A 26,206-nucleotide genomic window follows, 5' to 3' on the forward strand; every position below is an offset into this window, starting at 1 on the left:
CCGTCATTTTGCCCAGGCTTGAGGTGCAACCTTGGCCAGGGCATTGAATGCGGGCTTGGCGAACCAGTAGCCTTGCATTAGAAATATTCCACAGTCGGAGAGGAAGTCTCGCTCGCCGGCACTTTCGATGCCTTCGGCGATGACAGTAACCCCCAACTGCTCACAGATTGTGACAATCCCCCGGACGATCACCTGGCGGACACGGTCTTGGTCGACATCGCGAATCAGCGCCATGTCGAGCTTGATCAGATCAGGTTGGAAATCGGCCAGCAGATTCAGCCCCGAATAGCCCGCGCCGAAATCGTCGATGGCGGTCTTGAAACCGAATTCGCGGTATTCACGCAGAATATTCGTCAAATGGCGATAGTTATCTACATGCTCGCTTTCCAGGGTCTCGAAAATAAGGCGGTCCAGCGGGAAATTGTGCGCGCGGGCGGCCTCGAGGGTGCTGCGGATACACAATTCGGGACGGTAGACGGCATTGGGCATGAAGTTAATGGAAAGATACGTTTGCATGCCCAAGGCGGCGGCGCCGGCAATGGCCTGGGTGCGGCAGCGCTGGTCGAAGCGGTAGCGATTGGTTTCGTTGACATGTGCCAGCACCGACAACGCGCCTTCTCCCTGAGTGCCGCGCACCAAGGCTTCATTGGCAAATATCGAACGGTCACGCAGGTCTACGATAGGCTGGTAGGCGAAAGCAAAATCGAACCCCAGCGGCTCGCTTTGCTGGCAACCCACGCACCGCTGGTTGGGCGAGGTGAGTGAAACGGGAAAGTCGGTCACGGCGTATCCTCGCGAAAACAGGGTGCTACCTGGCGTATCTTAGGTGAGCCTTGGGGTTAATGCGTCGAAGGGTTTCAACGGTAAGGTTGCGACATTTTTCAGAGCGAGGAATTCAAGTGGCTCAAAAGCAGGAAGAGGAAGAAAAAGTCCGTTTGGACAAGTGGCTGTGGGCCGCGCGTTTCTACAAGACCCGTGCCCTGGCCAAGGCCGCCATCGAGAGCGGCAAGGTGCACCATCGCGGCGAGCGCTGCAAGCCGGGGAAGGAACCGCGCGTCGGCGATGAGTTTCAGATTCGTACAGGGTTTGATGAAAAGACTGTCGTGGTGCAAGCGCTCTCTATCGTGCGCCGTGGCGCGCCTGAAGCGCAGACGTTGTACGCGGAAACCGAAGCCAGTATTGCCAAGCGTGAAAATGCCGCAGCCATGCGCAAGGCGGGGGCTTCAGGCCTGACCACCGACGGCAAGCCGAGCAAGAAGCAGCGTCGCGATCTGTTCAAATTCCGCGGCAGCGGCAATGATGATTGATTGCACAATCTCCATCCATAAGGAGATCAAAAATGTGGGAGGGGGCTTGCCCCCGATTGCGCAGTGTCAGCCACAGATCAGCTGATTGACCCACTGCTATCGGGAGCAAGCCCCCTCCCACATTTGGTCTGCGTCGTTAAGGATTCGTGCGCATGACGCTCAAGCGCCCGATCACCGGCAGTTTGCCAAGCAACCCGAACACCGGCGCTGTTACCCGCAACAGAAACCCCGACACCTTCGCCGCAAACGGCGTGTAGTAACCCCAGCCCAGGGCCAACAGCGCCAGCAATACCCCGCCGATGTAATCGTCCTGCCCCCAATGCGCGCCCGCCACCAGCCGCGGCATCATGAACAACAGCGCCAGGCCCCAGATCACCAGGATTTGCCCGATGCGTCTGGCGAAGACCGTCATGAACATCGCCCAGATCAACAACACCGAAGCATGATCGCCGGGGAAGCTCTGGCTCGAACGGTCTTTCAATTCCCAGGTTTTCTCCAGTCCGGGAAAAAAATCGCTCATCTGAATCGCGCCATCGATCACCATCGACGGGCTGCTGTGCTGCCAACCCATGTGCGCCGCGAGCTTGGAAAACAGCATCCGGATAAACAGCAACAGCAGCAGAATCCCGAGGAAACCAAAGAACGCCTGGCGCACCTGTACGGCCTTGAATACCCAGTCGCCGCGAATCAGCAGGGCCAGCAGAATCACCCCGACGATCGCGTCGAATGGCCGCAGGCTCGCCACAGCCCACACGTGCAGCCAGGTGGAGTTGCTGGCCAGCGGGCCATTGAGCAGGTGAAACAGCCACTCGTCGAAAATCACACACAGCATCTGGCCCGTGGGCCACAGCCAGAAACACAGCAGCCCGATAGCGACTAGATTGCAAAGAGCCCATCGCCGGAGGTTCCAGTTCGCTTGGAACAAACCCGGATTGTTCATAAACTGTCCCTCATCGCTCGTTGGCTCCTTGTTTCAGGAGAAACCGCACCAATGTGGTGCTAAAGCGTTTAATTTTATAAACGTTGTAATCATTTTGTCATCACTTCAGATACCCAGACCTATGACTGATCTACCGGACACCGACTTCACCCAACGCTTTATCTTTGATGAGAACGACGCCCGCGGCGAGCTGGTCTCGTTGGAGCTCAGCTATGCCGAAGTCCTTGCCAAACACGCGTATCCGGAGCCGGTCGCGCAATTGCTCGGTGAGTTGATGGCGGCGGCTGCGCTGCTGGTGGGCACGATGAAATTCGACGGCTTGCTGATCCTGCAGGCGCGTTCCGAAGGTCCGATCCCGATGCTGATGATCGAGTGTTCCAGCGAGCGCGAAATCCGTGGCCTGGCTCGCTATGACGTCGACCGGATCACCCCGGACGCGACATTTTCCGAGCTGATGGCCGATGGCGTGCTGGCGATCACCGTTGACCCGACCGAGGGCCAGCGCTACCAGGGCATCGTTGATCTGGACGGCGAGACCCTGTCGGACTGCTTTACCAACTATTTCGTCATGTCCCAGCAGGTCGGCACCAAGTTCTGGCTCAACGCCAACGGCAAGCGTGCTCGCGGCCTGTTGTTGCAGCAGTTGCCGGCTGACCGTATCAAGGACGAGGATGAGCGCACCGATAGCTGGCGCAAGCTGACCGCCCTGGCTGGCACCCTGACTGCTGAAGAATTGCTGGGCCTGGACAACGAGACCATCCTGCATCGCCTGTACCACGAAGAAGCGGTGCGCCTGTTCGACGAGCAGTCCCTGCGCTTCAATTGCAGCTGCTCCCGCGAGCGTTCCGCCAACGCCCTGGTCAGCCTTGGCCTGGAAGATGCGCAAAATCTGGTGGTGGAACACGGTGGCCATATCGAGATCGACTGCCAGTTCTGCAACGAGCGTTATCTGTTCGATGCCGCCGATGTTGCTCAATTATTCGCCGGTGCAGGCAGCGACACCCCTTCCGACACCCGTCACTAAAACGTTTAAGCACAGGTAAATCACCTGCCAAATGCCGGATTAGAGGCGTTCTGACGGGAGGGCCCTACTCTTTTTGGGCTTTTCTGGCATAATCCGGCCCACTTTTTTCGCGGTAGTAGTGCGCAACTTTCTACTACAAAACGTTTGGAGCACTCGGCCATAGGCCGACGGGGAACCTCATGACGCAAGCCAATAACGCCGTATACACCGATCTGAGTGTTGACGATCTGGTCAAAGAAGCCCTGCAGCGCGGTGAAGGCGTGCTTGCCGATACTGGCGCGCTGGTCGTAGAAACGGGTCACCGCACTGGCCGTTCGCCGGTCGACCGCTTCATCGTTGAAGAGCCTACTACCCAGGACGCAATCGCCTGGGGCCCGATCAACCGCAAGTTCCCGGCCGACAAGTTCGATGCCCTGTGGAACCGCGTAGAAGCCTTCAACAACGCGCAGGAACACTTTGTTTCCCACGTTCACGTAGGGGCTTCCGAAGACCACTACCTGGCCGTGAAAATGACCACCCAGACTGCCTGGCAGAACCTGTTCGGTCGTTGCCTGTTCATCAACCCGGCCCAGTACAACCCGGCCGGTCGTGACGAGTGGCAAGTGCTCAACGTGGCCAACTTCGAGTGCGTGCCAGAGCGTGACGGCACCAACTCCGATGGTTGCGTGATCCTCAATTTTGCCCAGAAAAAAGTGCTGATCGCCGGCATGCGTTACGCCGGTGAAATGAAGAAAGCCATGTTCTCGGTGCAGAACTTCCTGCTGCCGGCCTCCGACGTGTTGCCGATGCACTGCGCCGCCAACATCGGCGAAGCAGGCGACGTGACCCTGTTCTTCGGCCTGTCGGGTACCGGTAAAACCACCCTGTCCGCCGACGAAAGCCGCTACCTGATCGGTGACGACGAACACGGTTGGGGCGAAGGCGTGGTGTTCAACATCGAAGGCGGTTGCTATGCCAAGTGCATCGACCTGTCCGAGAAGAACGAGCCGGTTATCTGGAAGGCCATCAAGCACGGCGCCGTGCTGGAAAACGTCGTTATCGACGAAGCCGGGCATGCTGACTACACCAATGTCAGCCTGACCCAGAACAGCCGCGCCGCCTACCCGTTGGAGCACGTTGCCAAGCGTTCCGAGAAGAACCTGGGCGGCGAGCCCAACGCGGTGATCTTCCTGACCTGCGACCTGACCGGTGTACTGCCGCCCGTGTCGATCCTCAGCGAAGAACAAGCGGCCTACCACTTCCTGTCCGGCTACACCGCACTGGTGGGCTCGACCGAAATGGGTTCGGGCAGCGGCATCAAGTCGACCTTCTCCACCTGCTTCGGTGCACCGTTCTTCCCACGCCCGGCCGGTGAATACGCTGAGCTGTTGATCAAGCGCATCCGCGGCTTCGGCTCCAAGGTCTACCTGGTCAACACCGGCTGGACCGGCGGCGGCTACGGTGTCGGCAAACGCTTCAACATCCCGACCACTCGCGGCGTGATCGCAGCGATCCAGAGCGGCGCGTTGATCGGTGCCGAGACTGAGCACCTCGACACCATCAACCTCGACGTGCCATTGGCCGTACCGGGCGTTGAGACCGGCCTGTTGAACCCACGCAACACCTGGGCTGACCAGGCGGCCTACGATGAAGCAGCGAAGGCGCTGGCCGGGTTGTTCGTCGAGAACTTCAAGAAGTTTGAAGTGAGTGATGCGATCAAGGCTGCCGGGCCTAAGTTGTAAGATTCCTAAGTTGTGAAAACGCCGCCCCTCGTGGGCGGCTTTTTTGTGCGCGACAGGTTGTATCCCACTCGCCGGATTTGCGCAGATCCCATGTGGGAGGGGGCTTGCCCCCGATTGCGGTGTCCCAGTCAAAGGTGGGCCGCCTGACACACTGCTATCGGGGGCGAGCCCCCTCCCACACTTGATTCTCGGTGTACTTCAGGTCAGCTCAGGTTTTCCAGTGTTTGCGTATCCCAGCTATGGGTCTTGATCGCCAAATAAAGCATACCGATGGTCAGCGGTACTTTTTCGCCACGCCCCTTGGCTCGACGCTTGAGAAACACATCAAACACCGGCGGGTTGAAGTAGCGATAAGTGTCGAAGTCGCCCAGGTCGAGCGCAAACTCCTGCTCCAGCGCTTCCATCAGCTGCTTGGCCTCACTGCCATCACAGCCCAGGTCGAAGTTGAGTGAGGTTTGCAGGCGGATGGTCCTGTGCTTCGGCAGGCCAATTTCTTCGTGCAGCAATTGCAGGAGCTGCTGCATGACGGGGTCTTCGGGGAAGTCGGGGGCGAGGTTCATGGTTGCGGCTATGAATAAAGGGTGAGTGTTTTGTGCTTTGCAATAAAGATTCTGGGTGCTCAATAACCCGATTCCTGTCACAAGGGCAACTATCGGCAGGCTTTCCAGGTGCGTTTCTTTGATCCAATTGGTGGCATGGAACAGAAGCGCTGGTCCCGTTATAAGAAGGCAAAGTCCAAGCCATTTTCTGAGTACTGACAGCTTTATTGTCCTCTCAATTATTGCAGCGAGTACAAGGAGGAACAGCAGATTGATCCACTGGGTGTAATCGGTCATCGTATTAGCCACCCTGAAACTGTCGGACCATGGCCGACAGTGATCGCTGAGGGCCGATACCGCCGTTGACCTGCGCGTCGAGACCGATAATGACATCGCCGGCGTGATAGCTGCGAATGATCCCTTTGACTATCAGGCTGGCGGTCGTCCCTACGATGCCTCCGATGGGTCGAGATACCAAGCTGACAGGCGCTGCCAAAGCGCTGCCTATCAACCCTGCAAGGATTTCCCCTCGTGTGTTAAGCAAGTCTGCCTGCTGTCGACTCAGCGGCTTTGAAATCGCGACTGTTATTTTGCAGGGCAAGTCACGGGCAAGCATTTTTTCGTAAAGATCCCTGAGGTGATTGCGTACCTCGTTTGCGGAGTCTCCTGCTTCCAGCGGGCATAGGTCGACCAAGGCGTGGCGATTTTCAGGTAAAACAGTGAAGCGAATCACTGTGAAGATGACGCCATAGTGGCCAATGTGTTGAGTCCTTTCGATGTTCACGGGGTTCTGCCGAGCAGTTGAGACCGCGCTATTTTCATTCAGCTACGCGTAACTTCTATAGAGGGTTGGGCGGGTATTTGAAGCAGTTTGGGAAAGGGATGGCGCAACGTTTGGTGGTTTCCTACAGTGGACTCCGGCATTTATGGCTTGGCAGTGATTTAACAGGCGAAACTGCTCAATTGTATGAGCGAGCTTGCTCGCGAAAAACTCAAGGACGCCGCGTTCTTTCTGATTTACCGCGTCATCGTTGACGATTTTCGCGAGCAAGCTCGCCCCTACATAGGGCGTTGCTTAGATTTGCGCTTGTTCAGGTTGCAGTTGTACGTGTTGCGCGGCTTCCAGCAAATCACAGCCGTCCTGAACGAGCAGGTACAGGGCATTGATAATGTGTGAAATGTCTTTGAGGTCGGCGTGTTCGAAGGTCAGGCAGGAGAAAGTTTCGAGCAAGTCCGTGGCTGCGCGGATGCGTTGATGGGCGGCGGACTGGATGTCTTCGGCGTTGGCTTCGGTGTCGATAAGAAGTGGGTGGGTGTCGGTGAAGTTGGTGCGTAGCTGACGATAGCGCTCCATCGTTTCAGGTGTTTGCATTTGGAGGTACTCGGTTTGCTGTTAGGTAACCGACATCACCGTGGCCAAACGGTGGGTGGCGGACTGTGCGCGGGTTGGCCAACCGGAAACAGCACCGGCACGTCCGAAGACGTCCCCCACACAGCCGCCATAGCACTGCAATACGAGACGATAGACGTACGCAGAGCAGACAATGGCACTTATGTGTGCTGTTTTCTGGGTGACCAAACCCGGTCGCTGATTTGGCAGCGACGGAACGAACCTTAGAAGTGAGTGTGTTATTGGGCAATAAACAGATGGTTTAATCGTTCGTGATGCAATCACCCACTGACAGGCTTGCTGATACACCGCTCAAAAATCGCCTCCAACCCCCGATAATCACACGCCACCGCATCAATATTCGCGGGTACCCACGACGCGTGTTTCACCAGCCACCAGTTCACCGAAAATCCGGCATTTACGATGATTTGTTCAAACAAAATCCGTTGCGCTCTGCCGTTGCCTTCGCGGAAGGGGTGAATGACGTTGAGGTCGCCGTAAGCCTCGGCAACCTGCTTTACCAGTTCGGCCTGGCTAATGGCGATAAACCAGTTTGCTTCCTCCATACGCCGAATGATCTTCGCAGCTTCCGGCAGGATGCGTTCTGGGGTACAGAAAAGGGTGTCACCTTTCTGGAGGTTGACGCTGCGCAGTTCGCCGGCCCAGTCGTAAATGTCGCCGAACAGGATGCGGTGGATGTGTTGCAAGCGGTTGAGGTCATAAGGCGGCGGGAAGAGGGCGAGATTACCTGCGGCGATTTCAGATAATTCCCGCTCCGCCTCGTGCAGGCTGGTTTCGTCAAGCAAATCGAGGCGGTTGCACAGGACGCTGCTACCGGGGTAGCAGTATGGGTCCTGGCCCACCCCGTATTTGTCGAGCATCAGCGCGGGGTATTGCGGTACTTGGCAAGCACGGCTTCGCGGGTCGGCAAGGGTTTGTCGACGTCGGCCGGTTGGGTGTCGAACCCTTCCAGGCGCAGGCTGGCCAGGTAATTGGAACGGCGGATCTTGTGATAGTGATCCTGTTTTTGCTCAAAAGTCAGTTCGCTCATTGCAGCGTACTCCTGGTTAGCAAGGCTTTGATTGTAGCGCAATGCATCAAGGGAAAGGCAGGATAAAAACCACGTCACATTCCTTATAAAAAATCCGCCAGCGCGCTGAATTCAGCGTATGTTTCACCGCAAAATCTTGTAGGGCGATTCCGCCTTCTACTTAAAGGGAGTTAAGCATGGGTTTGCTTCGTGTCGCTTCGGCGATGTCATTGTGTGCGGTGGCTTTTTCGATCCAGGCCGAGCAGTTGCCGATCGAGGTGCTCAGCGCGGTGGTCAAGGACCAGAAGATCGCCGATGCCGAGGTGCTGTTGCAACGCAACGGTGCGCAGAACGTTGTAGGCCGCACCAACGCCCAGGGGCAGGTGACGCTGACCAGCGAGGCGGCTGACGACGCCAGCAATCTATTGATCATCAAGAAACCGGGCTACTCCAACCTGGTGGTGAAATGCCCGTGCAAGGGCATGACCTATGCCGTCAGCCCGGTCATGGAAAACCTCGATGGTCTGCGCGTGGTGCTGACCTGGGGCCAGACGCCGGACGATCTCGACTCCCATATGATCTTCCCCGGCAACAATATCTACTTCGAGAACAAGACTGGCACCGACGCCGAGCTGGACGTGGACGACACCGACAGCTACGGCCCGGAAACCATCACCCTGCAGAAGAAGCACTACGGCGAAAGCTACGTTTACGCCGTGCATGACTACAGCAACGGCGGCAATCCAGGTTCGCGCCAGTTGTCCAACAGTGAAGCCAAGGTGTTTGTGTACATGGGCCAATCCCTGGTGCGCACCTACTACGTGCCGAAAAACCGCAGCGGTAACCTGTGGACCGTGTTTCGCATGACCGGCAGCGGCGACTTCCAGGACATCAACACCTTCAACGGCGTGATGGTGGATGCTGCGAATGTGCTCAATGAAGTCAAACCGTTACTGGATGACAGTGTTGCGGTGGCGGCTGTCGCGGTCAGCTCTTCGGCCCAAACCGATGCCAAGCGTCTGAACGTTCAAGGCGAAGCGGCCTATCAGGCCGGGAACCTTGACCAGGCCATCGACCTGTTCCGCCAGGCCATCGAGTTGGACAATGGCTTCGGCAAGGCCTACGGCAATCTGGGCCTGGCATATCAGAAGGCAGGCAATACCGCGGAGTCGATCTGGGCCAACCGCAAGGCCATTGCCCTGGCGACGGGTGCCAATGCGGCAACCGTACGCGCGGGTGCCTACTACAACATTGCACGGATCTACGAAGCGGCAGGGCAGTTTGCCGATGCGTTGCGTCACTACCAGTTGGCCAAGGAACAGAAAGCCAATCCGGTGTACGACACGGCGATCGAGCGGGTGCAGAATCGCTGATCCTGCCTGAGTGAAGCTCTAAACTGTGGGAGCGGGCCTGCTCGCGAACGCGGTCCGTCAGTATCAAATATGCTGACTGATCACCGCCTTCGCGAGCAAGCCCGCTCCCACATTTGGATCTGTGTTTTCCTGCTATTACTTTGGAATATTCCTACTTCGGCCCTGGGCCATCTCCCAGCCTGTGTATCATCCTGTCTCTTTTTTCCATGCGACCTTTCTCGATCCGCTGAGCTTTCCGGGCTACGTTTTTAAGCCATGTTCAACGGTCAATGGAGTGACAGCCTATGCACGACACCCTCCAGCAGGTCTTCGGTTATCCGCAGTTTTGTCCGGGCCAGGAAGAAACGGTCAGCGCCGTATTGGCCGGTCGTTCGGCAGCGGCCATTTTCCCGACCGGGTCTGGCAAGTCGCTGTGTTATCAACTTTCGGCCGTACTGCTGCCGCACCTGACGCTGGTGGTGTCGCCGCTGTTGGCGTTGATGCAGGACCAGTTGGGTTTCCTGAAGCGCCACGGCATTTCAGCGGGCAGTATCGATTCGGCCCAGAGCCGCGATGATGCCAACGAGGTGATGGCCCGTGCGCGTTCGGGCGAACTGAAAATCCTGATGATTTCCGTGGAGCGTTTGAAGAACGAGCGCTTTCGCAACTTCCTGCAAAGCGTGCAGATCTCCTTGCTGGTGGTGGACGAGGCGCACTGCATTTCCGAATGGGGGCACAATTTCCGTCCGGACTATCTGAAGCTGCCGGACTACCAGCGCCAGTTCAAGATCCCGCAAGCGCTGCTGCTGACGGCTACGGCCACACCCAACGTGATTGCCGATATGCAGGCCAAGTTTGCGATTGCGCCGCAGGATGTGATTACCACCGGCTTTTACCGGCCCAACCTCAACTTGCTGGTGGGGCCGGTAAGCGGCGCGGACAAGCGCCGTCGCCTTGTGCAATGGATGAGCGAGCGGGCCGATCAGCCGAGCATCGTGTACGTCACCCTGCAGAAAACCGCCGAGCAGATTGCCGAGCACCTGAACCGCAATGGCATCCAGGCCGAGGCGTATCATGCCGGTCTGCCCCACGATAAACGCGAGGGCATCCAGCAGCGTTTCATGGGCGGGCGCTCCAATTGCATCGTCGCCACCATCGCGTTTGGCATGGGCATCGACAAAAGTGACATCCGCAACGTTGTGCACTTCGACCTGCCCAAATCCATCGAGAACTACAGCCAGGAAATCGGCCGGGCCGGTCGTGATGGGCGGCCCTCCGACTGCCTGGTGCTGGCCAACCGCGACAGCCTCAATGTGCTGGAGAACTTCGTGTACGGCGATACGCCGGAGCAGGAGGGTATCCGTCGAGTGCTGGAGGAGTTGCAAGCCGCACGGGGCGAGGGCCAGTGGGAGTTTTTGCTGAGGTCTTTGTCGGACCACAGCAATATTCGCGAGCTGCCGTTGAAGACGCTGCTGGTACAGCTGGAGCTCAAGAGCGTGATCGCGCCGCGCTACGCGTTTTATGCCGAATACCGTTTCAAGTACCTGATCGAACCCGAGGCCTTGCTCGCGCGTTTCTCCGGCGAGCGGCAGCAATTTGTCGCGGCGATCATCCAGGTGTGCAAGCGTGCAAAAACCTGGGCAACGGTGGATTTCGACGCGCTGTATCAGCAGCACAATGCCGAGCGCAACCGAGTGGTGAAGGCGCTGGATTACTTCCAGGAGCAGGGCCTGATCGAGCTGGAAAGCAAGCAGATGACCGAGGTTTACAGCTTGCTGAATACCGATTTCGACGCACAGGTGCTGAGCACCGCGTTATACACAGGCTTCAAGCAACACGAGGTGACGGAGGTGGCGCGAATTCACGCCATGCTCGATCTGTTCGCCACCGAGCGCTGCCTTGGGCAACGCCTGGCGCAGTATTTTGGCGATGAAAACGCGCCGCAGCGTTGTGGGCACTGCTCGGTGTGCCACGGGCATGTCGCGCACTTGCCGGCGCCGCCGAGCTTGCCGCCGCTTGTGGATAAAAACTTCATGGGCCTGTGCGATGATTTTATCCACAGGCATCATGAGCACACCGGCCAATTACCGGGTGCGGAACGGCTGACGCGCTTTCTGGGCGGGATCAGCGTGCCGTTGTTCACCAAGTTGAAGGCGCGGGGCATTCCCGGTTTCGCCGCACTGGAGGACTACCCCTACGCCGATGTACGCGAGTGGGCCGAGGCCCATTTGAATGAGCTGTAAACCCACTTTCACCCGAGGTGCCCATGCCTGACTCAGTGCCACAACGTGCCGATTACCCCCACTTCCAGCCGATCCTCACGCGCTGGCACGATAACGATGTGTATGGCCATGTAAACAATGTGACCTACTACAGCTTCTTCGACACGGCGGTGAATACCTACCTGATCGAACAAGGCGGGTTGGATATCCATGACGGTGAAGTGGTTGGGTTTGTGGTGAGTTCGGCGTGTGATTATTTTGCGTCGATCGCTTTTCCCGAGCGCGTCGAAATCGGCTTGCGGGTGGGCAAGCTGGGCAACAGTTCGGTGCAGTATGAGCTGGCGGTGTTCAAGGCTGGCGAGCAAGAGGCCTGCGCGGCGGGGCGCTTTGTGCATGTGTTTGTGGATAGAGCGTCGAACCAGCCGGTGACGATTCCGGGGCTGTTGCGCGAGGCGTTGCAGCGGTTGGTAGCCTGACTCGGTCCCGCAAACGCTGCAGAACCAAATGTGGGAGGGGGCAAGCCCCCTCCCACATGGGATTTTCGTCAGGCCTTAGTCATCATAGCGATGATGGCGCTTGTGCTTGTTCTTGCGATGACCATAGGCATGACCGCGGCCCGGGTGATCATCGCGGTAGTAGCGACGGTCGTCACGGCCACGGTAACGGCGGTCATCGTCATCGCTCTTGTTGCCCATGTAGTTGCCCAGCGCGCCACCTGCGCCACCGCCGGCCGCCGAACCGATCAGTGCACCGGTGCCGCCGCCGACACTGCGGCCGACCACGTTGCCGCCGGCTGCGCCCAGTGCGCCGCCAATGGCTGCTTCGCCACGGCTGCGCTTGTCGGCGCCGACCGCACTACCGCCCGCGCCGCCCAGCGCAGCGCCAATGGCCGAACCGGTGTTGCCGCCCAACTGCTGGCCGACGACCGAGCCTAGCACCCCGCCCAATGCGCCGCCCACACCGGCTTCGGTGGTGCCACCGGCCATGGCTGCGCCACTGACCAGGCCAAGGGACAACAAGAGAATCGAGGAGAACTTCATTCAGGGAAACCTCAAGGGGATGACGGCGCGATCCTGAGGTTGTATCGAGACGCTGACAATCGAAATCCGACCGGTGGCAGCAGTTGTATACAATTTGCTAAGTTGCTGTTTTGTATAGGGAACTTAAGTCGTTTTTACGAGTCTTTAGTTACTTAGCAATGGCCGCTTTTATGTAAAAGCGGCCTTTTTTTGTGCCCGTAAAATGTGTGTTGAGGATGCTGGCCTCTTCGCGGGCAAGCCGCTCCCACATTTGAAATGCATTTCAAGTATGGAAGGTGGCTTGTCTGCCGAACCGAATCAGGCCGAGCGCGCCATGATCAAGCCAGTGTCGCTCGCTGCTTCCAAACGAATCGCGACGAACTTCGACGTTGGCGTATGGCTCCCGTCGCCCGTGCTTTCCAATGGCACCAGAGGGTTCACTTCCGGATAGTAAGCCGCCGCCTGCCCAGCCGGAATATCAAACGCCAGCAGGGTAAAGCCTTTCACACGGCGTTCACGGCCGTCTTCCCACAACGAGATGATGTCTGCCTTTTGCCCCGGCTTGAAGCCCAGGCGGATGATGTCGGCTTCGTTGACGAACAGCACATCCCGTTGCCCCTTGACCCCACGATAACGGTCGTCCAGGCCATAGATCGTGGTGTTGTACTGATCGTGGGAGCGCATCGACTGCATGATCAGGTCCGGCACCCGCCCTGTGGCATGGGTGCGCTCGTGAATCAGGTCCTTGGGCAGGACGTTCGGCCGGAAGTTGGCGCGGCCCGATGGGGTGTTCCAGCGGCGTGCGCCAGCGGAATTACCCAGATAGAAGCCGCCGGGATGTTTGATCTTCTCGTTGAAGTCCTTGAAGCCTGGAATGGTATCGGCGATCAGGTCGCGGATGCGGCCGTAGTCGGCGACCAGCCAGTTCCAGTCCACGGGTTTGCTGCCCAGGGTCGCGGCCGCGATGCCGGCCAGGATCGCAGGCTCCGATTTCATCAGTTTCGACAGCGGCTGCAACTGGCCATTGGAGCCGTGGACCATGCTGAACGAGTCTTCCACCGTCACCGCTTGCGGGCCGTCGGCCTGAATGTCGATGTCGGTACGGCCCAGGCACGGCAGGATGAGGGCGTCTTTACCGTGCATCAGATGGCTGCGGTTGAGCTTGGTGCTGATCTGCACGGTCAGGTCGCAGTTGCGTAACGCCTCGAAGGTGCGGGTACTGTCGGGCGTGGCCTGGGCGAAGTTGCCGCCCAGGCCGATAAACACCTTGGCGCGACCTTCGAGCATTGCGTGGATGGCTTCGACCACGTTGTGCCCATTGGTACGCGGCACCTGGAACTGGAAGCGGCGCTCCAGTGAGTCGAGGAACGCCATCGGTGGGCGCTCGTTGATGCCCATGGTGCGGTCGCCCTGCACGTTGCTGTGGCCGCGTACCGGGCACAGGCCCGCACCTGGGCGGCCAATGTTGCCACGCAGCAACATCAGGTTGGCAATTTCCTGGATGGTCGGCACCGAGTGACGGTGCTGGGTGATGCCCATCGCCCAGCACATGATCACGTTCTTGCCTTTGGCATACATGCGCGCGGCTTGCTCGATCTCCACCAGTGTCAGGCCGGACTGCTCGACGATTTCCTCCCAGGAGGTGTCATCGATCTGGCCCAGATAGTCCAGTACGTTAACGGTGTGCTCATTGAGGAAGCCATGGTCGAACACGGCTTCCTTGCCTTCGGCCAGCGCTTGACGCTCCCACAGCAGCAGGAACTTGGCCATGCCGCGCAGGATGGCCATATCGCCGCCCAGCGCCGGGCGAAAATAGGCAGTATTGGTCGGCTTGTCGCCGTTAGTGAGCATTTCCAGCGGATGTTGCGGGTGCTGGAAGCGCTCCAGGCCACGTTCTTTCAGGGGGTTGATACACACCACCTGGGCGCCGCGTTTCACCGCTTCGCGCAGCGGCTCAAGCATGCGCGGGTGATTGGTACCGGGGTTCTGGCCCCAGACGAAAATCGCGTCGGCGTGTTCGAAGTCATCAAAGGTCACGGTGCCTTTGCCCACGCCCACACTCTGTGCCAGGGCGACGCCGCTGGCTTCGTGGCACATGTTCGAGCAGTCCGGGAAGTTATTGGTGCCGTAGGCGCGCACGAACAGCTGATACAGGTAGGCGGCTTCGTTGCTGGCGCGGCCCGAGGTGTAGAACTCGGCCATGTCCGGGCTGGGCAGGGCATTGAGGTGCTTGCCGACCAGGTCGAACGCGGCTTCCCAACTGATGGGCTGGTAGCGGTCGGTCTCGGCGTCGTAGCGCATGGGCTCGGTGAGACGGCCTTGGTATTCGAGCCAGTAATCGCTTTGTTCCAGCAGCGCGGTAACGCTGTGCTTGGCGAAGAAGGCCGCGTCCACGCGGCGCTTGGTAGCTTCCCAGTTGACGGCCTTGGCGCCGTTTTCGCAGAACTTGACCATGCCGCTTTCCGGCGAGTCGCCCCAGGCACAGCCCGGGCAGTCGAAGCCGCCGTTCTGGTTGGTCTTGAGCATCATGCGCAGGTTTTTCAGCGCGTTGTCGCTGGTCAGCCAGGCTTGCGCCACGCTGATCAACGCGCCCCAGCCGCCGGCCGGGCCCTTATAGGGCTTGTAGCGTGGGGTTGGGGTCTGGTCGGCTTGGTGGTGAAGGCTCATGGCTGGTACTCCATCGCAGGGCTGTAGACCCGCGGCGCGCTTTTCTGCGGCAGGTGGATGAGATTGAGGTTATGCCGGCGCGCCCATTGCAGGGCCAGGCCGGTGGGCGACGACAGGCTGACCAGGGTCTGGATGCCCGCGCGCAGGACTTTCTGGATCAATTCGAGACTGCAGCGGCTGGTGACGATCGCCAGGCCGCCGTCGGTCGGAATCTTTTGGCGGATCAAGGCACCAATCAATTTATCCAGAGCGTTATGCCGGCCGATGTCTTCGCGGCCCATCAGCAATTCGCCCTGATCATTCATAAACACCGCCGCATGCACCGCGCCGCTGTGCTGGCCCAGTGGCTGGAATGCACTGATGCGCTGGCGCAGGCCATCAAGCCATTCGGCCGGTGGCAAGGGCGCGCCGGGCAGCACCTGAAGGTCGGGCAAGGCCTGCTCCACCGCTTCGACACCGCACAGGCCGCAGCCGCTGGTACCAGCCAATTGGCGGCGCTGCTGCTTGAGGTTCCAGAATGCACGGCTGGAAATCTGTACCTGGGCATACTGGGCGGAGCCCGCGCCACTGAGCTTGAGGTCGTATATGTCGCTAACGTCGCTGATGATGCCGCTGCCAAGGCTGAAACCGACAATGAAATCTTCCAGGTCGGTCGGCGTTACCAGCATGACTGCCTGGCTGATGTCGTTATAGGCAATCGCCAACGCCACCTCTTCGGCCAGCGCAGTACGGCCGACGTCGGTGTGTTCGAGATTGCTGTACTGATAGCTCTGGCTGGCGGCGGGCGCTGGCGTTTCGAGGGCGGGCGCCGCGCAGGTGGGGCGCTTGGCGTTCATGAGGCAGTTACCACCGGCGGATTGATCAGTGTTCAGACTAGGCGCGACAAAGCGTCGCGTCTAATTGCCAGTATTGATGTATTGATAGATGGCGTCGATCAGGGCTCGGTTTGCGGGTAGGGATGGCCTGGAACCCAAATCCCTGGGACTGGTCTAGTCTTGGGCATCAGGCACTTAAACCCAAGGAGAGCGCACCATGAGTATTTTCAGTTTTGTTAAGGAAGCAGGCGAGAAATTGATTGATCTGCTGACGCCGGGTAATGCGAACGCGAGTGAGCAGTTGAAGGACCACATCTCCAAGGTCGGCCTTGGAAATCCGAATGTGCAGGCCACCGTTGAGGGTGACAAAGTCACCGTAACGGGCGAAGTCGCGACTCAGGAAGAGAAAGAAAAAATCATCCTGGCGGCCGGGAACATCGCAGGTGTCGGCAGTGTTGAAGACAAGATCACCGTCTCCGGCCCGGCGGTTGCCGCTGCGCGTTTCGTGGTGGTGAAGAAAGGCGACACCCTCAGCGCGATTTCCCTGACGGTGTACGGCAACGCCAATCAGTACAACAAGATTTTCGAGGCTAACAAGCCGATGTTGTCGCACCCGGACAAGATCTACCCAGGCCAGACGCTGCGTATCCCTGAGTAATACGCACAACAACCCTGTGGGAGGGGGCTTGCCCCCGATGGCAGTGTGTCAGTCACTGGATGTATTTCTGATGTACCGCTATCGAGGGCAAGCCCCCTCCCACATAGATTTAGATACCGACAATGAGATCGCGGTAATCCTCGACAGCCGCGAACTCTGCAGTGTCCTTTGGCCCCTTTTTGCTGTCAGGCTCTTTGACTGCCAGCAAATGGCCTACCCCGAAATCCCTGGCACTGCGCAGAATGGGCAAGGTGTCGTCGATAAACAGGCTACGGGCCGGGTCGAAGTCGATGTCTGCTTGCAGCGCTTCCCAGAACTGCGGGTTCTCCTTGGGAAAACCGTAATCGTGGGAGCTGATCAGTTGTTCGAAGTACGGTGCCAACTCGATGCGCTCCAACTTCAAGGACAACGAATCGCGATGAGCGTTGGTGATCATGATCACGCGTTTGCCGGCCTGTTTGATCGCTGCCAGAAAAGTATCGGCGTCCGGGCGCAGGGCAATCAGGTGGGCGGTTTCCAGCTTGAGTTCGCGCACCGGGATTGCAAGCTCGGCGCTCCAGAAATCCAGGCAATACCATTGCAACTGTCCGGCGTTACGCTCGAACAGCGGCTGCAATTCCATCTGCGCCATGGCCAGGCTCACGCCGTGCAGCTCGGCGTAGCGTTGCGGCAGGTGCTCCATCCAGAAGTGGTTGTCGTAATGCAGGTCGAGCAAGGTGCCGTCCATGTCCAGCAGGACGGTGTCGATGGCGTGCCAGGGCAAAGAGGGCATGGGGCGTTCTCATGTAAGTAAAGATATCCGACACAGACAATCGGAAAAGCCACGGTATAGTAACCCGATCACGTCAAGGAGCCGTTTATGCGCCAGAAACCCACCGTCCTCGCCCGCGAAATAGTCGCCAGTAGCCGTTTGTTCCGCGTGGAGGAAGTGCAATTGCGCTTTTCCAATGGCGTTGAGCGCACCTACGAACGTCTGGTGGGCCGTGGTGCCGGTTACGGCGCAGTGATGATCGTGGCGATGATCGACGAAGATCATGCATTGCTGGTGGAAGAGTACTGCGGTGGCACCGATGAATACGAGTTGTCCTTGCCCAAGGGCCTGATCGAGCCCGGCGAAGATGTGCTGGCGGCGGCGGACCGCGAGCTCAAGGAAGAGGCCGGCTATGGCGCACGCCAGTTGGAACATATCACCGAGCTGTCGCTGTCGCCCGGCTATATGAGCCAGAAAATCCAGGTGGTGCTGGCCACTGATCTGTACGAAGAGCGCCTGGAAGGCGATGAACCCGAGCCTATGCGCGTGGAGCGGGTCAACCTGCGTGAACTGTCGGCGCTGGCGCAGAACGAGCAGTTCAGCGAGGGCCGGGCGCTGGCCGCGCTGTATCTGGTACGAGACCTGCTGACCCAGCGTGGAGTGTTCACCTTATGAGCGAACTGTTCCTCGGCCATCCGTTTATCGCGCCTGTCATTGAATTGGCTCGCCAGGCTGGTGAAGCCATCCTGCCGTACTGGCGTGCCGATGTGGCAGTGACCTGCAAAGCGGATGATTCGCCGGTGACGGCCGCCGATCTGGCCGCGCACCATCTGATTCTTGCGGGTCTCACGGCGCTGGACCCGAGCATTCCGGTGCTGTCCGAAGAAGACGCCGACATCGACCAGAGCGTGCGCGCCGGCTGGCAGCGTTGGTGGCTGGTGGACCCACTGGATGGCACCAAGGAATTCATCAGTGGCAGTGAAGAGTTCACGGTCAATATTGCCTTGATCGAGCAGGGCCGTGTGGTCTTCGGCGTGGTCTCGATACCCACCAGCGGTCGTTGCTACTTCGGCGGCGCAGGCCTGGGCGCTTGGCGCTCGGATGTGAATGCCGCGCCCAGGCAGATCCAGGTGCGCCAGACTCCGGCTGCGGGTGAAGCCTTTACCGTGGTTGCCAGCCGTCGCCATACCAGCCCGGAGCAGGAGCGTCTGCTGGACGGGCTGAGCCAAGGCCTGGGGGAGTTGAAACTGGCGAATATCGGCAGCTCCTTGAAGTTCTGCCTGTTGGCCGAAGGCAGTGCCGACTGCTACCCGCGCCTGGCGCCGACGTCGCAGTGGGACACGGCGGCGGCGCAAGGTGTGTTGGAAGGGGCGGGGGGCGAGGTGCTGGAGTTGAGCGGCAAGCCGTTCAGCTACCCGGCGCGGGAATCGTTGTTGAACCCGTTCTTTCTGGCGCTGCCGGCCAAGGCTGCATGGCGTGAACGCTTGTTGAGCCTGGCCAGATCTTAAGCCCTGCGCAAATTAAAAATGTGCGAGGGGGCTTGCCCCCGATTGCGGTGTGACAGTCAGAAGTTGGTTGCCTGACACACTGCTATCGAGGGCGAGCCCCCTCCCACATTGGTTTTCGGTGATGGCGGTTAGCGGTGCAGGACGTACTGGCCGGTGAAGGTTACGGCGCGGTCTTCGCTGCCCTCATTCACCACCCACGTCTGCAGCGCCAACCGCGCCCGGCCATGGCGTTTGTAGGTCGCCACAAAGCGCTTCCACACCTTCTCTTCAGGCGCCGCGCACATCACCGTCGCATCCTGCGTCACCGGCAACGGATAACTGATCTGTCCTTCCTGAATCACGATGTGCCCGTCTTCAATGCCGTCTTCGCGCAGTCTCAGGTGCAACCAACCCCAGCCTGCCAGCACGGCGCCGCAGTAGAGGCTGCCGCCAAACATGGTGCTCTTGTGGTTGATATTGGCTTGCAAGGGCAGATGCAGTTGCAGCTGGTCGTGTTGCCAGTCGAGCACCCTGAGCCCCATTTCCCGAGTGAGGGGGATGTCGTGATGGAGGATGGATTCCAGGTAACGGCTGTCGCGGCTCATGGCGGTCTCTTGGCGGGTGGACAGGATCATTCGTCGTCTGCGCTGTGGCTGGCGCTGTCGGCGAAGTTCAGGCCGTGCTTGCGCAGTTTGTCGTGCAGTGTTTTGCGTGGCACGCCGAGGGCTTCGGCGAGGCTGCGCAGGGAGCTGTGGGGGCGGGTCAGTTCGGCGGCGATCAGGCTTTTTTCGAATTGTTCGACTTGCTCGCTCAAACCGCCAGGCGTGGAGGTCAGGGTGCTGGCGGATGGATCGTCCGGCGCACTGTCCAGGGCCAGTTCCAGGCCCAGGGCGAAGCGCTCGGCGGCGTTTTGCAGCTCGCGTACATTGCCCGGCCAACTGTGGCGCAACAGCAGGGCGCGTTGTCCCGGTTGCAGCTCGTGCAGCGGCAGGCCGTGGCGGCTGCTGGCTTCGTCGGCGAAGTGCTGGAACAGCATCAGCGCGTCTTCGCCACGTTCGCGCAGCGGTGGAATGCGCAGCGGCGCGACGTTGAGACGGTAATACAAGTCGGCACGGAAGCGGCCCTGGTCGGCGGCCTGGCGCAGGTCTTCCTTGGTGGCGGCGATGATGCGGATGTCCAGCGGGATCAGCTGGTTGCCGCCCAGGCGTTCCACCACGCGTTCCTGCAACAACCGTAGCAGCTTGACCTGCACGTCCAGGCTCATGCTTTCGATTTCATCGAGAAACAGCGTGCCGCCGTTGGCGAATTCGAACTTGCCGATACGGCGCTTCTGCGCGCCGGTAAACGCGCCGGGTTCATGGCCGAACAGTTCGCTTTCCACCACAGACTCGGCCAGTGCCCCGGCATTGATCGCCACGAACGGGCCGCTGCGACGGTTCGACAGATCATGCAGGGCGCGGGCGACCACTTCCTTGCCGGCGCCGGTTTCGCCGAGGATCAGCACATCGGCCCTGGTCGCCGCCAGCGCACCGATTTGCTCGCGCAGGCGCAGCATCTGCGGCGAATGCCCGACCAGGCGTGTGCTCAGTTGCTGCCGATCGCTGAGGGCCAGGCGCAGGCTGCGGTTGTCCAGCACCAGGCGGCGCAGGGCCAGGGCGCGGCGTACGCTGTCGAGCAAGGCGTCGCTGGCGAAGGGCTTTTCGAGGAAGTCGTAGGCGCCGGCGCGCATCGCCTGCACTGCCAGCGGCACGTCGCCGTGGCCGGTGATCAGCAGCACCGGCAGGTCGGGGTCCTGGCCGTGCAGTTCGGCGAGCAGCTCCAGGCCGTCCATGCCGGGCATGCGGATATCGCTGACCACTACGCCCGGCCAGTCCCGCGACAGGCGTGCGGTGAGGCCGCTGGCTTCGCCCAGGGGCAGCACTTTCAGTCCGGCCAGGTCCAGGGTCTGGCATAGCGCCTGACGCAAATGGGGATCATCGTCGATCAGCACCACCTGAATCTGGTTATCGATACTCATACACTGCGGTCCTCGGACGGTTGCACACTGACGCCCGGCGAGCCGGCACGCAATTTCAAGGTTAACAGCGCGCCGCCTTCCTTGTGGTTGGCGAACAGCAGTTCGCCGCCGAACGCACGCATCAGGGTGTCACAGATGGCCAGGCCCAGGCCCAGGCCCTGGGTGCGTGTCTTGGTGGTGTAGAACGGCTCGCTGGCGCGGCCCAGGGCTTCCATGCAAAAGCCCGGGCCGTTGTCGCGGATGTACAGGTTGACGCCCTGGTCGGTGGTTTGGGCACTCAGCCACAGTTTGCGTGGCGGGCCTTTTTCGGTGAGGGCGTCGAGGGCATTGGCCAGCAGGTTGCCCAGCACCTGGCGTAGACGGGTTTCACCGGCCTGTACCCATAAGGTCGCCTCGGGCAGGTCGCGGATCAATTCCACTTCCATCGAACGCCGCCGCTTGCCCAACAACGCCAGCGCATCGTCCAGCGCCGGTTGCAACGCCACGCTTTCCGGCGCGTGGCGGTCGCGGCGGGCGAACGCGCGCAAGTGGGCGATGATCGACGCCATGCGCCCGGTCAGTTCGCTGATCAACTTGAGGTTGCCGCGGGCATCGGCGGTGCGTTCATGGTCGAGCAGCACTTCAGCGTTTTCCGCGTAGCTGCGAATCGCCGCCAGGGGTTGGTTCAGTTCATGGCTGATGCTGGCCGACATGGTGCCCAGCGCCGAGAGTTTACCGGCCTGTACCAGATCGTCCTGGGCGCGTACCAGCTCCTGCTGGGCGTGTTCGCGCTCCAGCACTTCCTGTTTCAGGCGCCGGTTCAGGCCTTCCAGGTCGCTGGTCCGCTCGGCCACGCGCATTTCCAGCTCGCGGCGGGCCTTGGCTTCGAAGGCGATGCGCTCCAGGTAATGGCGACGGCGCTGCATCATCAAGCCAAGCAGCAGCATCAGCACCAGCAATGTCGCGCCGCCGACGGCCACCACGGTACGCACCGGGCGGTTGATCAAGGACTGGGGAGCGAGAATTTCCACGTTCCAGCCGGTTTCGGCGATCGCGGTGGATTGGCGCAGCCAGGCGCTGCTGCTGAGGTTCAGTGGCTGCGGATCACGGGTCGGGTAGGGCTGGATGGCAATAATGGCCTGGCGTTCTTCGGCGGTCAGCGGGCGTGTGGCGCGGAACCGCCATTGCGGGCGCGAGGTGAGGATCACCACGCCATTGTGGTCGGTCACCAGCAGTTGTTCAGGGGTGTTGCCCCACAGGCTCTCGGTGTGGTCCAGGTCGACCTTGACCACCAGTACGCCGATGATGTTCTCACCATCGCGCACGGCGGCGGCGAAGAAATAGCCGCGCTTGGCCGAGGTGGTGCCCAGCCCGAAAAAGCGCCCCAGGCGCCCGGCCATGGCTTCGCTGAAATAGGGGCGAAAGGAAAAATTGCGCCCGACAAAGCTGTCTTGTTTATCCCAGTTGGACGCGGCGAGGGTCTTGCCGGTGGTGTCCATCAGGTACATTACTTCCACCCCGGCCTGGGCGGCGACGTCCTTGAGCAGCAGGTTGGCGTTGACCAGGTGGGTGCTGATCTGCGGCGCATCCAGCGCGGTGCGCAGGGCCGGCAGGTCACCGAGGATCTGCGGTAGCACTTCATAGCGATGCAGGGTGCCCAACAGGTTGGCGACGTACAGGTCCAGGGTCTGACGGTTCTGCCCGGCCAGCTCGCTGCGGTAGTAGCGCTCGGCCAAGTGTTCCAGCGGCCATAGCAGCGGCGCCAGGCACAACGCCAACAGGGCCAGGCTACGCCAGCGGGGTCTTCGCGGAAGAGGTGGGGTCATGGGAATCGTGCGCCTGTGGGTACAGGCGCATTATGCCTAGTGCTGCCTGGCAAGACACTCGTGCAATGCGTCTTGCCATTGCGGCTGGCTGACGTGCCATTGCTGCTGCAGGTGGCTGCAATCGAGGCGTGAGTTCAGCGGGCGCCTGGCGGGTGTTGGATAGGCGCTCGACGGGATCGCTTCCAGTTCGGCGCAGGGTTTGCCTGCCACGCGCAGGGCTTCGCCAATGGCCTGGGCAAAGCCGAACCACGATGTTTCACCCTGGGCAGTCAGGTGATAAACACCCCAATCCCCGGCGTCACCGGCTTGCCAGCGCTCGATCAGTGCACGCGTACTGTCGGCGATGGTCCCGGCCCACGTCGGCGCGCCGATCTGGTCGGCGACGATACGCATCTGCGGTTTCTCCTGCAGCAGGCGCTGCATGGTCAGCAGGAAGTTCTTGCCGTGGCTCGAATACACCCAGCTGGTGCGCAGAATCAGGTACTTGCCGCCCACGGCCGCAATCGCCTGTTCACCCGCCAGTTTGCTCTGGCCGTAGACACCCAGTGGGTTGGGCGGGTCATTTTCGGTATAGGCGGCAGGTTTGCTGCCGTCGAACACGTAATCGGTGGAGTAATGAATCAGCGGGACGCCAAGGGCCTTGGCTTCTTCGGCGAGAATGCCGGGGGCGGTGGCGTTGATGGCGAAGGCTGCGTCCGGTTCGCTTTCGGCCTGATCGACCGCAGTGTGGGCGGCGGCGTTGATGATCAGGTCGGGACGGTGAGCGCGCACGTGTTGGCGAATCTGGTCGGCGTTAGCCAGATCAAGCTGGTCGCGGCCCAGTACGATGAGCTCGCCCAGGCCCTGGAGGCGCTGCTGCAGCGCCTGGGAGACCTGGCCGTGCTGACCGGTGATCAATATCTTCAGGGGCGCTGTCACGGGAACAGGTCCGCATCCCTCAGGCTTTTACCGACCTGATCCTTGGCGGACAGGGTCGGTGGGCCATCGAGCTGCCAATCGATATTGAGGTCCGGGTCGTCCCAGCGAATACAACGCTCTGCCGACGGCGTGTAGTACTCCGTCGTCTTGTAGAGGAATTCGGCGTAATCGCTCAGCACAAGGAAACCGTGGGCGAAGCCCGGCGGTATCCACAGCTGCCGATTGTTTTCGGCAGACAGGCGCACGCTGGCCCATTTACCGAAATGAGGAGAGCTGCGGCGGATATCCACCGCCACATCCAAGACTTCCCCAGCCGTCACACGCACCAGTTTGCCCTGGGCGTGTTCGACCTGGTAGTGCAGGCCACGCAGCACGCCTTTCAACGAGCGTGAGTGGTTGTCCTGCACAAACTGAAGTTTCAACCCGCTGGCATTTTCAAACTCGCGGGCGTTGAAACTCTCATAAAAAAAGCCGCGGTCATCGCCAAATACCTTCGGTTCGATGACCAATACACCAGGCAGCTCAGTGGCGCTCACATTCATTTAGGGGTCCCGGCCAGCATGTACAAATACTGACCATAGCCGGTTTTGCCGAAATATTTAGCGCGCTCCAGCAAATAGTCACGATCAATCCAGCCGTTGTCGTAGGCGATTTCTTCCAGGCAGGCGACTTTCAGGCCCTGGCGGTGCTCGATGGTCTGCACGTAAGTGGACGCTTCCAGCAGGCTGTCATGGGTGCCGGTGTCGAGCCAGGCGAAGCCGCGCCCAAAACGTTCAACGTGCAGGTCGCCGCGCTTGAGGTAGGCGTTGTTGACGTCGGTAATCTCCAGCTCGCCGCGTGGCGAAGGCTGGACGGCCTTGGCGATCTTGATCACGTCGTTGTCGTAGAAATACAGGCCGGTCACCGCATAGCTCGATTTAGGCTTTGCCGGTTTCTCTTCAATCGACAGGGCGCGGCCTTCTTTGTCGAAATCGATCACGCCGAAACGCTCCGGGTCTTTGACCCAGTAGCCGAACACCGTGGCGCCGGATGGGCGTTTCGCGGCGTTGCGCAATTGATCACCGAAGTGCTGACCGTGGAAGATGTTGTCCCCCAGGATCAGGCACACCGGGTCATCACCGATGAACTCCTCGCCAATGATGAACGCCTGGGCCAGGCCATCCGGCGAAGGCTGTTCCGCATAGCTGAAGCGCACGCCGAACTGGCTGCCGTCACCCAGGAGGTTGCGGTATTGCGGCAGGTCCACCGGCGTGGAAATCACCAGGATGTCCTTGATCCCCGCCAGCATCAGCACCGAGATCGGGTAGTAGATCATCGGTTTGTCATACACCGGCAACAGTTGTTTGGACACGCCCAGGGTAATGGGGTGCAAACGGGTGCCGGAACCGCCGGCCAATACAATTCCCTTCATCATGCGATCAGATCCTTTACGTCAGTGTTGCCAAGTCGTTCACCTTGATAGCTGCCATCCTGGACCCTGCGGCACCATTCCAGGTTATCGAGGTACCACTGCACGGTCTTGCGCAGTCCGGTCTCAAAGGTTTCTTCCGGGACCCAGCCCAGCTCGCGCTCGATTTTGCTGGCGTCGATCGCGTAGCGTTGGTCGTGGCCCGGACGATCCTTGACGAACGTGATCAGGTCGGTGAATTTTTCCACGCCGGCCGGACGCTGCGGCGCCAGCTCTTCCAACAGGGCGCAGATGCCGCGTACGACGTCGATATTCTTCTGTTCGTTGTGGCCGCCGATGTTGTAGGTCTCGCCCACCACCCCAGTCGTCACCACCTTGAGCAGCGCACGGGCGTGATCCTCGACGAACAGCCAGTCGCGCACTTGCAAGCCATCGCCATACACCGGCAGCGGTTTGCCTGCGAGGGCGTTGAGAATCACCAGTGGGATCAGCTTTTCAGGGAAGTGGAACGGCCCGTAGTTGTTCGAGCAGTTGGTCAACAGCACCGGCAGGCCGTAGGTACGCTGCCAGGCGCGGACCAGATGGTCGGAGGCTGCCTTGCTGGCCGAGTACGGCGAGCTGGGGGCGTAGGGCGTGGTTTCGGTGAACAGATCGTCCACGCCGTGCAGGTCGCCATACACCTCGTCGGTGGAGATGTGATGGAAACGGAACGCGCTTTTGGCCGGTTCAGCCAGCTTCTGCCAATAGGCACGGGTGGCTTCGAGCAGGCTGTAGGTGCCGACGATGTTGGTCTGGATAAAATCCGACGGGCCGTCGATGGAGCGGTCCACATGGGACTCGGCCGCCAGGTGCATGATCGCGTCTGGCTCAAAGCGCGCCAGTACGGCGCTGACGGTGGCCTGGTCGATGATGTCGGCCTGGACGAACTCGTAGCGGCTGTTGGACGCAATGCTGGCCAGCGACTCAAGGTTGCCGGCGTAAGTGAGCTTGTCCAGGTTGAGCACGTCGTGCTCAGTGTGCTGGATCAGATGCCGGATCAGGGCCGAGCCAATAAATCCGGCACCGCCGGTGATGAGAATGCGCATGTCGAGGGCCTTTTCCTTAGACGGACATTAAGCGAAAGAAGCATAGCTTGA

The 26,206-nt window shown here is 60.0% G+C and carries 27 protein-coding genes; 9 read left to right on the forward strand and 18 right to left on the reverse strand.

The genetic code is table 11. The features are described from left to right. Positions 1-3: 3 nt before the first annotated feature. Positions 4-783: an EAL domain-containing protein gene (locus PspCFBP13528_RS07450; protein WP_065950031.1), complete on the reverse strand. Its 780-nt coding sequence runs from the start codon at positions 781-783 to the stop codon at positions 4-6. Positions 784-899: 116 nt separating this feature from the next. On the opposite strand from PspCFBP13528_RS07450, the gene PspCFBP13528_RS07455 reads away from it, so the two are divergent. Then, positions 900-1,307, forward strand: a complete 408-nt coding sequence (locus PspCFBP13528_RS07455; RefSeq protein WP_065950032.1) for a S4 domain-containing protein — start codon at positions 900-902, stop codon at positions 1,305-1,307. Between the two features lie 136 nt (positions 1,308-1,443). Here the strand turns inward: PspCFBP13528_RS07455 and PspCFBP13528_RS07460 are convergent, their stop codons facing one another. Then, on the reverse strand, positions 1,444-2,247 hold the full coding sequence (locus PspCFBP13528_RS07460) for a phosphatase PAP2 family protein (RefSeq protein ID WP_065950033.1): 804 nt from the start codon (positions 2,245-2,247) through the stop codon (positions 1,444-1,446). 121 nt (positions 2,248-2,368) lie between these two features. On the opposite strand from PspCFBP13528_RS07460, the gene hslO reads away from it, so the two are divergent. Together hslO and PspCFBP13528_RS07470 are read left to right on the forward strand one after the other, a co-directional pair. Further along, positions 2,369-3,271 (forward strand): Hsp33 family molecular chaperone HslO, encoded by a 903-nt coding sequence (gene hslO, locus PspCFBP13528_RS07465; RefSeq protein WP_065884633.1) that lies wholly within the window; start codon positions 2,369-2,371, stop codon positions 3,269-3,271. A 179-nt stretch (positions 3,272-3,450) separates the two neighbouring features. Beyond that, complete coding sequence (locus PspCFBP13528_RS07470; protein ID WP_065893786.1) at positions 3,451-4,992, forward strand: phosphoenolpyruvate carboxykinase; 1,542 nt, start codon at positions 3,451-3,453, stop codon at positions 4,990-4,992. A gap of 203 nt (positions 4,993-5,195) precedes the next feature. Here PspCFBP13528_RS07470 and PspCFBP13528_RS27765 read toward each other — a convergent pair whose 3' ends face one another. From PspCFBP13528_RS27765 to PspCFBP13528_RS07500, 5 genes are all read right to left on the reverse strand, one after another. After that, positions 5,196-5,828 (reverse strand): DUF1493 family protein, encoded by a 633-nt coding sequence (locus tag PspCFBP13528_RS27765; RefSeq protein ID WP_232790543.1) that lies wholly within the window; start codon positions 5,826-5,828, stop codon positions 5,196-5,198. A 4-nt stretch (positions 5,829-5,832) separates the two neighbouring features. Next, the gene (locus PspCFBP13528_RS07480; protein WP_065933409.1) at positions 5,833-6,315 is read right to left on the reverse strand and encodes a hypothetical protein; all 483 of its coding nucleotides are present in this window, start codon (positions 6,313-6,315) and stop codon (positions 5,833-5,835) included. A gap of 291 nt (positions 6,316-6,606) precedes the next feature. Then, positions 6,607-6,903: a hypothetical protein gene (locus PspCFBP13528_RS07490; RefSeq protein WP_065933408.1), complete on the reverse strand. Its 297-nt coding sequence runs from the start codon at positions 6,901-6,903 to the stop codon at positions 6,607-6,609. Positions 6,904-7,202: 299 nt separating this feature from the next. After that, complete coding sequence (locus tag PspCFBP13528_RS07495; protein WP_065933407.1) at positions 7,203-7,802, reverse strand: putative adenosine monophosphate-protein transferase Fic; 600 nt, start codon at positions 7,800-7,802, stop codon at positions 7,203-7,205. Further along, positions 7,802-7,972: a YhfG family protein gene (locus PspCFBP13528_RS07500; RefSeq protein WP_003236014.1), complete on the reverse strand. Its 171-nt coding sequence runs from the start codon at positions 7,970-7,972 to the stop codon at positions 7,802-7,804. The genes PspCFBP13528_RS07495 and PspCFBP13528_RS07500 overlap by 1 nt, the downstream gene beginning before the upstream one ends. Positions 7,973-8,148: 176 nt before the next feature. Between PspCFBP13528_RS07500 and PspCFBP13528_RS07505 the strand changes: the two genes are divergently transcribed. From PspCFBP13528_RS07505 to PspCFBP13528_RS07515, 3 genes are all read left to right on the forward strand, one after another. Then, positions 8,149-9,324, forward strand: a complete 1,176-nt coding sequence (locus PspCFBP13528_RS07505) for a tetratricopeptide repeat protein (protein WP_101219796.1) — start codon at positions 8,149-8,151, stop codon at positions 9,322-9,324. Positions 9,325-9,608: 284 nt separating this feature from the next. Then, on the forward strand, positions 9,609-11,546 hold the full coding sequence (locus PspCFBP13528_RS07510) for a RecQ family ATP-dependent DNA helicase (RefSeq protein ID WP_137199918.1): 1,938 nt from the start codon (positions 9,609-9,611) through the stop codon (positions 11,544-11,546). Between the two features lie 23 nt (positions 11,547-11,569). Then, positions 11,570-12,001 carry a thioesterase family protein gene (locus PspCFBP13528_RS07515; RefSeq protein WP_137199919.1) on the forward strand — a complete coding sequence of 144 codons (432 nt, stop codon included), beginning with the start codon at positions 11,570-11,572 and terminating at the stop codon, positions 11,999-12,001. Between the two features lie 75 nt (positions 12,002-12,076). Here the strand turns inward: PspCFBP13528_RS07515 and PspCFBP13528_RS07520 are convergent, their stop codons facing one another. From PspCFBP13528_RS07520 to fdhD, 3 genes are all read right to left on the reverse strand, one after another. Beyond that, entirely contained in the window at positions 12,077-12,565 is a 489-nt protein-coding gene (locus PspCFBP13528_RS07520) for a YMGG-like glycine zipper-containing protein (RefSeq protein WP_065950039.1), read from the reverse strand. Positions 12,566-12,862: 297 nt separating this feature from the next. After that, entirely contained in the window at positions 12,863-15,211 is a 2,349-nt protein-coding gene (locus PspCFBP13528_RS07525; RefSeq protein ID WP_065950040.1) for an FdhF/YdeP family oxidoreductase, read from the reverse strand. Further along, the gene (gene fdhD / locus PspCFBP13528_RS07530; RefSeq protein WP_065950041.1) at positions 15,208-16,047 is read right to left on the reverse strand and encodes a formate dehydrogenase accessory sulfurtransferase FdhD; all 840 of its coding nucleotides are present in this window, start codon (positions 16,045-16,047) and stop codon (positions 15,208-15,210) included. The genes PspCFBP13528_RS07525 and fdhD overlap by 4 nt, the downstream gene beginning before the upstream one ends. 196 nt (positions 16,048-16,243) lie before the next feature. Here fdhD and lysM point away from each other — a divergent pair, with 196 nt between their 5' ends. Then, positions 16,244-16,684, forward strand: a complete 441-nt coding sequence (gene lysM, locus PspCFBP13528_RS07535; protein WP_101219800.1) for a peptidoglycan-binding protein LysM — start codon at positions 16,244-16,246, stop codon at positions 16,682-16,684. 109 nt (positions 16,685-16,793) lie between these two features. Here the strand turns inward: lysM and yrfG are convergent, their stop codons facing one another. Further along, positions 16,794-17,456 carry a GMP/IMP nucleotidase gene (yrfG, locus tag PspCFBP13528_RS07540; protein WP_101219801.1) on the reverse strand — a complete coding sequence of 221 codons (663 nt, stop codon included), beginning with the start codon at positions 17,454-17,456 and terminating at the stop codon, positions 16,794-16,796. A gap of 87 nt (positions 17,457-17,543) precedes the next feature. On the opposite strand from yrfG, the gene nudE reads away from it, so the two are divergent. Together nudE and cysQ are read left to right on the forward strand one after the other, a co-directional pair. Next, a complete protein-coding gene (nudE, locus tag PspCFBP13528_RS07545; protein WP_065883206.1) occupies positions 17,544-18,110 on the forward strand; it encodes an ADP compounds hydrolase NudE in 567 nt (188 codons plus the stop codon). Next, on the forward strand, positions 18,107-18,943 hold the full coding sequence (cysQ, locus tag PspCFBP13528_RS07550; protein ID WP_101219802.1) for a 3'(2'),5'-bisphosphate nucleotidase CysQ: 837 nt from the start codon (positions 18,107-18,109) through the stop codon (positions 18,941-18,943). The genes nudE and cysQ overlap by 4 nt, the downstream gene beginning before the upstream one ends. A gap of 128 nt (positions 18,944-19,071) precedes the next feature. Here cysQ and PspCFBP13528_RS07555 read toward each other — a convergent pair whose 3' ends face one another. The 7 genes from PspCFBP13528_RS07555 to rfbB are packed head-to-tail and all read right to left on the reverse strand — an operon-like array spanning position 19,072 to position 26,155. After that, positions 19,072-19,527 carry a thioesterase domain-containing protein gene (locus tag PspCFBP13528_RS07555; protein ID WP_137199920.1) on the reverse strand — a complete coding sequence of 152 codons (456 nt, stop codon included), beginning with the start codon at positions 19,525-19,527 and terminating at the stop codon, positions 19,072-19,074. Positions 19,528-19,553: 26 nt separating this feature from the next. Then, positions 19,554-20,939, reverse strand: coding sequence for a sigma-54 dependent transcriptional regulator (locus PspCFBP13528_RS07560; protein WP_065950045.1), 1,386 nt, complete (start codon positions 20,937-20,939; stop codon positions 19,554-19,556). Beyond that, complete coding sequence (locus PspCFBP13528_RS07565; protein ID WP_065950046.1) at positions 20,936-22,744, reverse strand: ATP-binding protein; 1,809 nt, start codon at positions 22,742-22,744, stop codon at positions 20,936-20,938. Before PspCFBP13528_RS07565 ends, PspCFBP13528_RS07560 begins: the two co-directional genes overlap by 4 nt. Positions 22,745-22,780: 36 nt before the next feature. Next, complete coding sequence (gene rfbD / locus PspCFBP13528_RS07570; protein ID WP_101219804.1) at positions 22,781-23,662, reverse strand: dTDP-4-dehydrorhamnose reductase; 882 nt, start codon at positions 23,660-23,662, stop codon at positions 22,781-22,783. Then, a complete protein-coding gene (gene rfbC / locus PspCFBP13528_RS07575; protein ID WP_065950048.1) occupies positions 23,659-24,204 on the reverse strand; it encodes a dTDP-4-dehydrorhamnose 3,5-epimerase in 546 nt (181 codons plus the stop codon). The genes rfbD and rfbC overlap by 4 nt, the downstream gene beginning before the upstream one ends. Continuing rightward, entirely contained in the window at positions 24,201-25,076 is an 876-nt protein-coding gene (rfbA, locus tag PspCFBP13528_RS07580; protein WP_065950049.1) for a glucose-1-phosphate thymidylyltransferase RfbA, read from the reverse strand. Before rfbA ends, rfbC begins: the two co-directional genes overlap by 4 nt. Beyond that, a complete protein-coding gene (gene rfbB, locus PspCFBP13528_RS07585) occupies positions 25,073-26,155 on the reverse strand; it encodes a dTDP-glucose 4,6-dehydratase (RefSeq protein ID WP_065950050.1) in 1,083 nt (360 codons plus the stop codon). The genes rfbA and rfbB overlap by 4 nt, the downstream gene beginning before the upstream one ends. Positions 26,156-26,206 lie beyond the last annotated feature (51 nt).

The organism is Pseudomonas sp. CFBP13528 (assembly GCF_005233615.1).
Lineage (GTDB): Bacteria > Pseudomonadota > Gammaproteobacteria > Pseudomonadales > Pseudomonadaceae > Aquipseudomonas > Aquipseudomonas fluorescens_AM.

What these genes read in the sequence shown, in the direction of transcription:
- PspCFBP13528_RS07460 (WP_065950033.1), bottom strand. Translation starts at nt 2,247, where the DNA reads ATGAACAATCCGGGTTTGTTCCAAGCGAACTGGAACCTCCGGCGATGG.
- hslO (WP_065884633.1), top strand. Translation starts at nt 2,369, where the DNA reads ATGACTGATCTACCGGACACCGACTTCACCCAACGCTTTATCTTTGAT.
- PspCFBP13528_RS07470 (WP_065893786.1), top strand. Translation starts at nt 3,451, where the DNA reads ATGACGCAAGCCAATAACGCCGTATACACCGATCTGAGTGTTGACGAT.
- PspCFBP13528_RS27765 (WP_232790543.1), bottom strand. Translation starts at nt 5,828, where the DNA reads ATGACCGATTACACCCAGTGGATCAATCTGCTGTTCCTCCTTGTACTC.
- PspCFBP13528_RS07490 (WP_065933408.1), bottom strand. Translation starts at nt 6,903, where the DNA reads ATGCAAACACCTGAAACGATGGAGCGCTATCGTCAGCTACGCACCAAC.
- PspCFBP13528_RS07495 (WP_065933407.1), bottom strand. Translation starts at nt 7,802, where the DNA reads ATGCTCGACAAATACGGGGTGGGCCAGGACCCATACTGCTACCCCGGT.
- PspCFBP13528_RS07500 (WP_003236014.1), bottom strand. Translation starts at nt 7,972, where the DNA reads ATGAGCGAACTGACTTTTGAGCAAAAACAGGATCACTATCACAAGATC.
- PspCFBP13528_RS07505 (WP_101219796.1), top strand. Translation starts at nt 8,149, where the DNA reads ATGGGTTTGCTTCGTGTCGCTTCGGCGATGTCATTGTGTGCGGTGGCT.
- PspCFBP13528_RS07510 (WP_137199918.1), top strand. Translation starts at nt 9,609, where the DNA reads ATGCACGACACCCTCCAGCAGGTCTTCGGTTATCCGCAGTTTTGTCCG.
- PspCFBP13528_RS07515 (WP_137199919.1), top strand. Translation starts at nt 11,570, where the DNA reads ATGCCTGACTCAGTGCCACAACGTGCCGATTACCCCCACTTCCAGCCG.
- PspCFBP13528_RS07520 (WP_065950039.1), bottom strand. Translation starts at nt 12,565, where the DNA reads ATGAAGTTCTCCTCGATTCTCTTGTTGTCCCTTGGCCTGGTCAGTGGC.
- PspCFBP13528_RS07525 (WP_065950040.1), bottom strand. Translation starts at nt 15,211, where the DNA reads ATGAGCCTTCACCACCAAGCCGACCAGACCCCAACCCCACGCTACAAG.
- fdhD (WP_065950041.1), bottom strand. Translation starts at nt 16,047, where the DNA reads ATGAACGCCAAGCGCCCCACCTGCGCGGCGCCCGCCCTCGAAACGCCA.
- lysM (WP_101219800.1), top strand. Translation starts at nt 16,244, where the DNA reads ATGAGTATTTTCAGTTTTGTTAAGGAAGCAGGCGAGAAATTGATTGAT.
- yrfG (WP_101219801.1), bottom strand. Translation starts at nt 17,456, where the DNA reads ATGCCCTCTTTGCCCTGGCACGCCATCGACACCGTCCTGCTGGACATG.
- nudE (WP_065883206.1), top strand. Translation starts at nt 17,544, where the DNA reads ATGCGCCAGAAACCCACCGTCCTCGCCCGCGAAATAGTCGCCAGTAGC.
- cysQ (WP_101219802.1), top strand. Translation starts at nt 18,107, where the DNA reads ATGAGCGAACTGTTCCTCGGCCATCCGTTTATCGCGCCTGTCATTGAA.
- PspCFBP13528_RS07555 (WP_137199920.1), bottom strand. Translation starts at nt 19,527, where the DNA reads ATGAGCCGCGACAGCCGTTACCTGGAATCCATCCTCCATCACGACATC.
- PspCFBP13528_RS07560 (WP_065950045.1), bottom strand. Translation starts at nt 20,939, where the DNA reads ATGAGTATCGATAACCAGATTCAGGTGGTGCTGATCGACGATGATCCC.
- PspCFBP13528_RS07565 (WP_065950046.1), bottom strand. Translation starts at nt 22,744, where the DNA reads ATGACCCCACCTCTTCCGCGAAGACCCCGCTGGCGTAGCCTGGCCCTG.
- rfbC (WP_065950048.1), bottom strand. Translation starts at nt 24,204, where the DNA reads ATGAATGTGAGCGCCACTGAGCTGCCTGGTGTATTGGTCATCGAACCG.
- rfbA (WP_065950049.1), bottom strand. Translation starts at nt 25,076, where the DNA reads ATGATGAAGGGAATTGTATTGGCCGGCGGTTCCGGCACCCGTTTGCAC.
- rfbB (WP_065950050.1), bottom strand. Translation starts at nt 26,155, where the DNA reads ATGCGCATTCTCATCACCGGCGGTGCCGGATTTATTGGCTCGGCCCTG.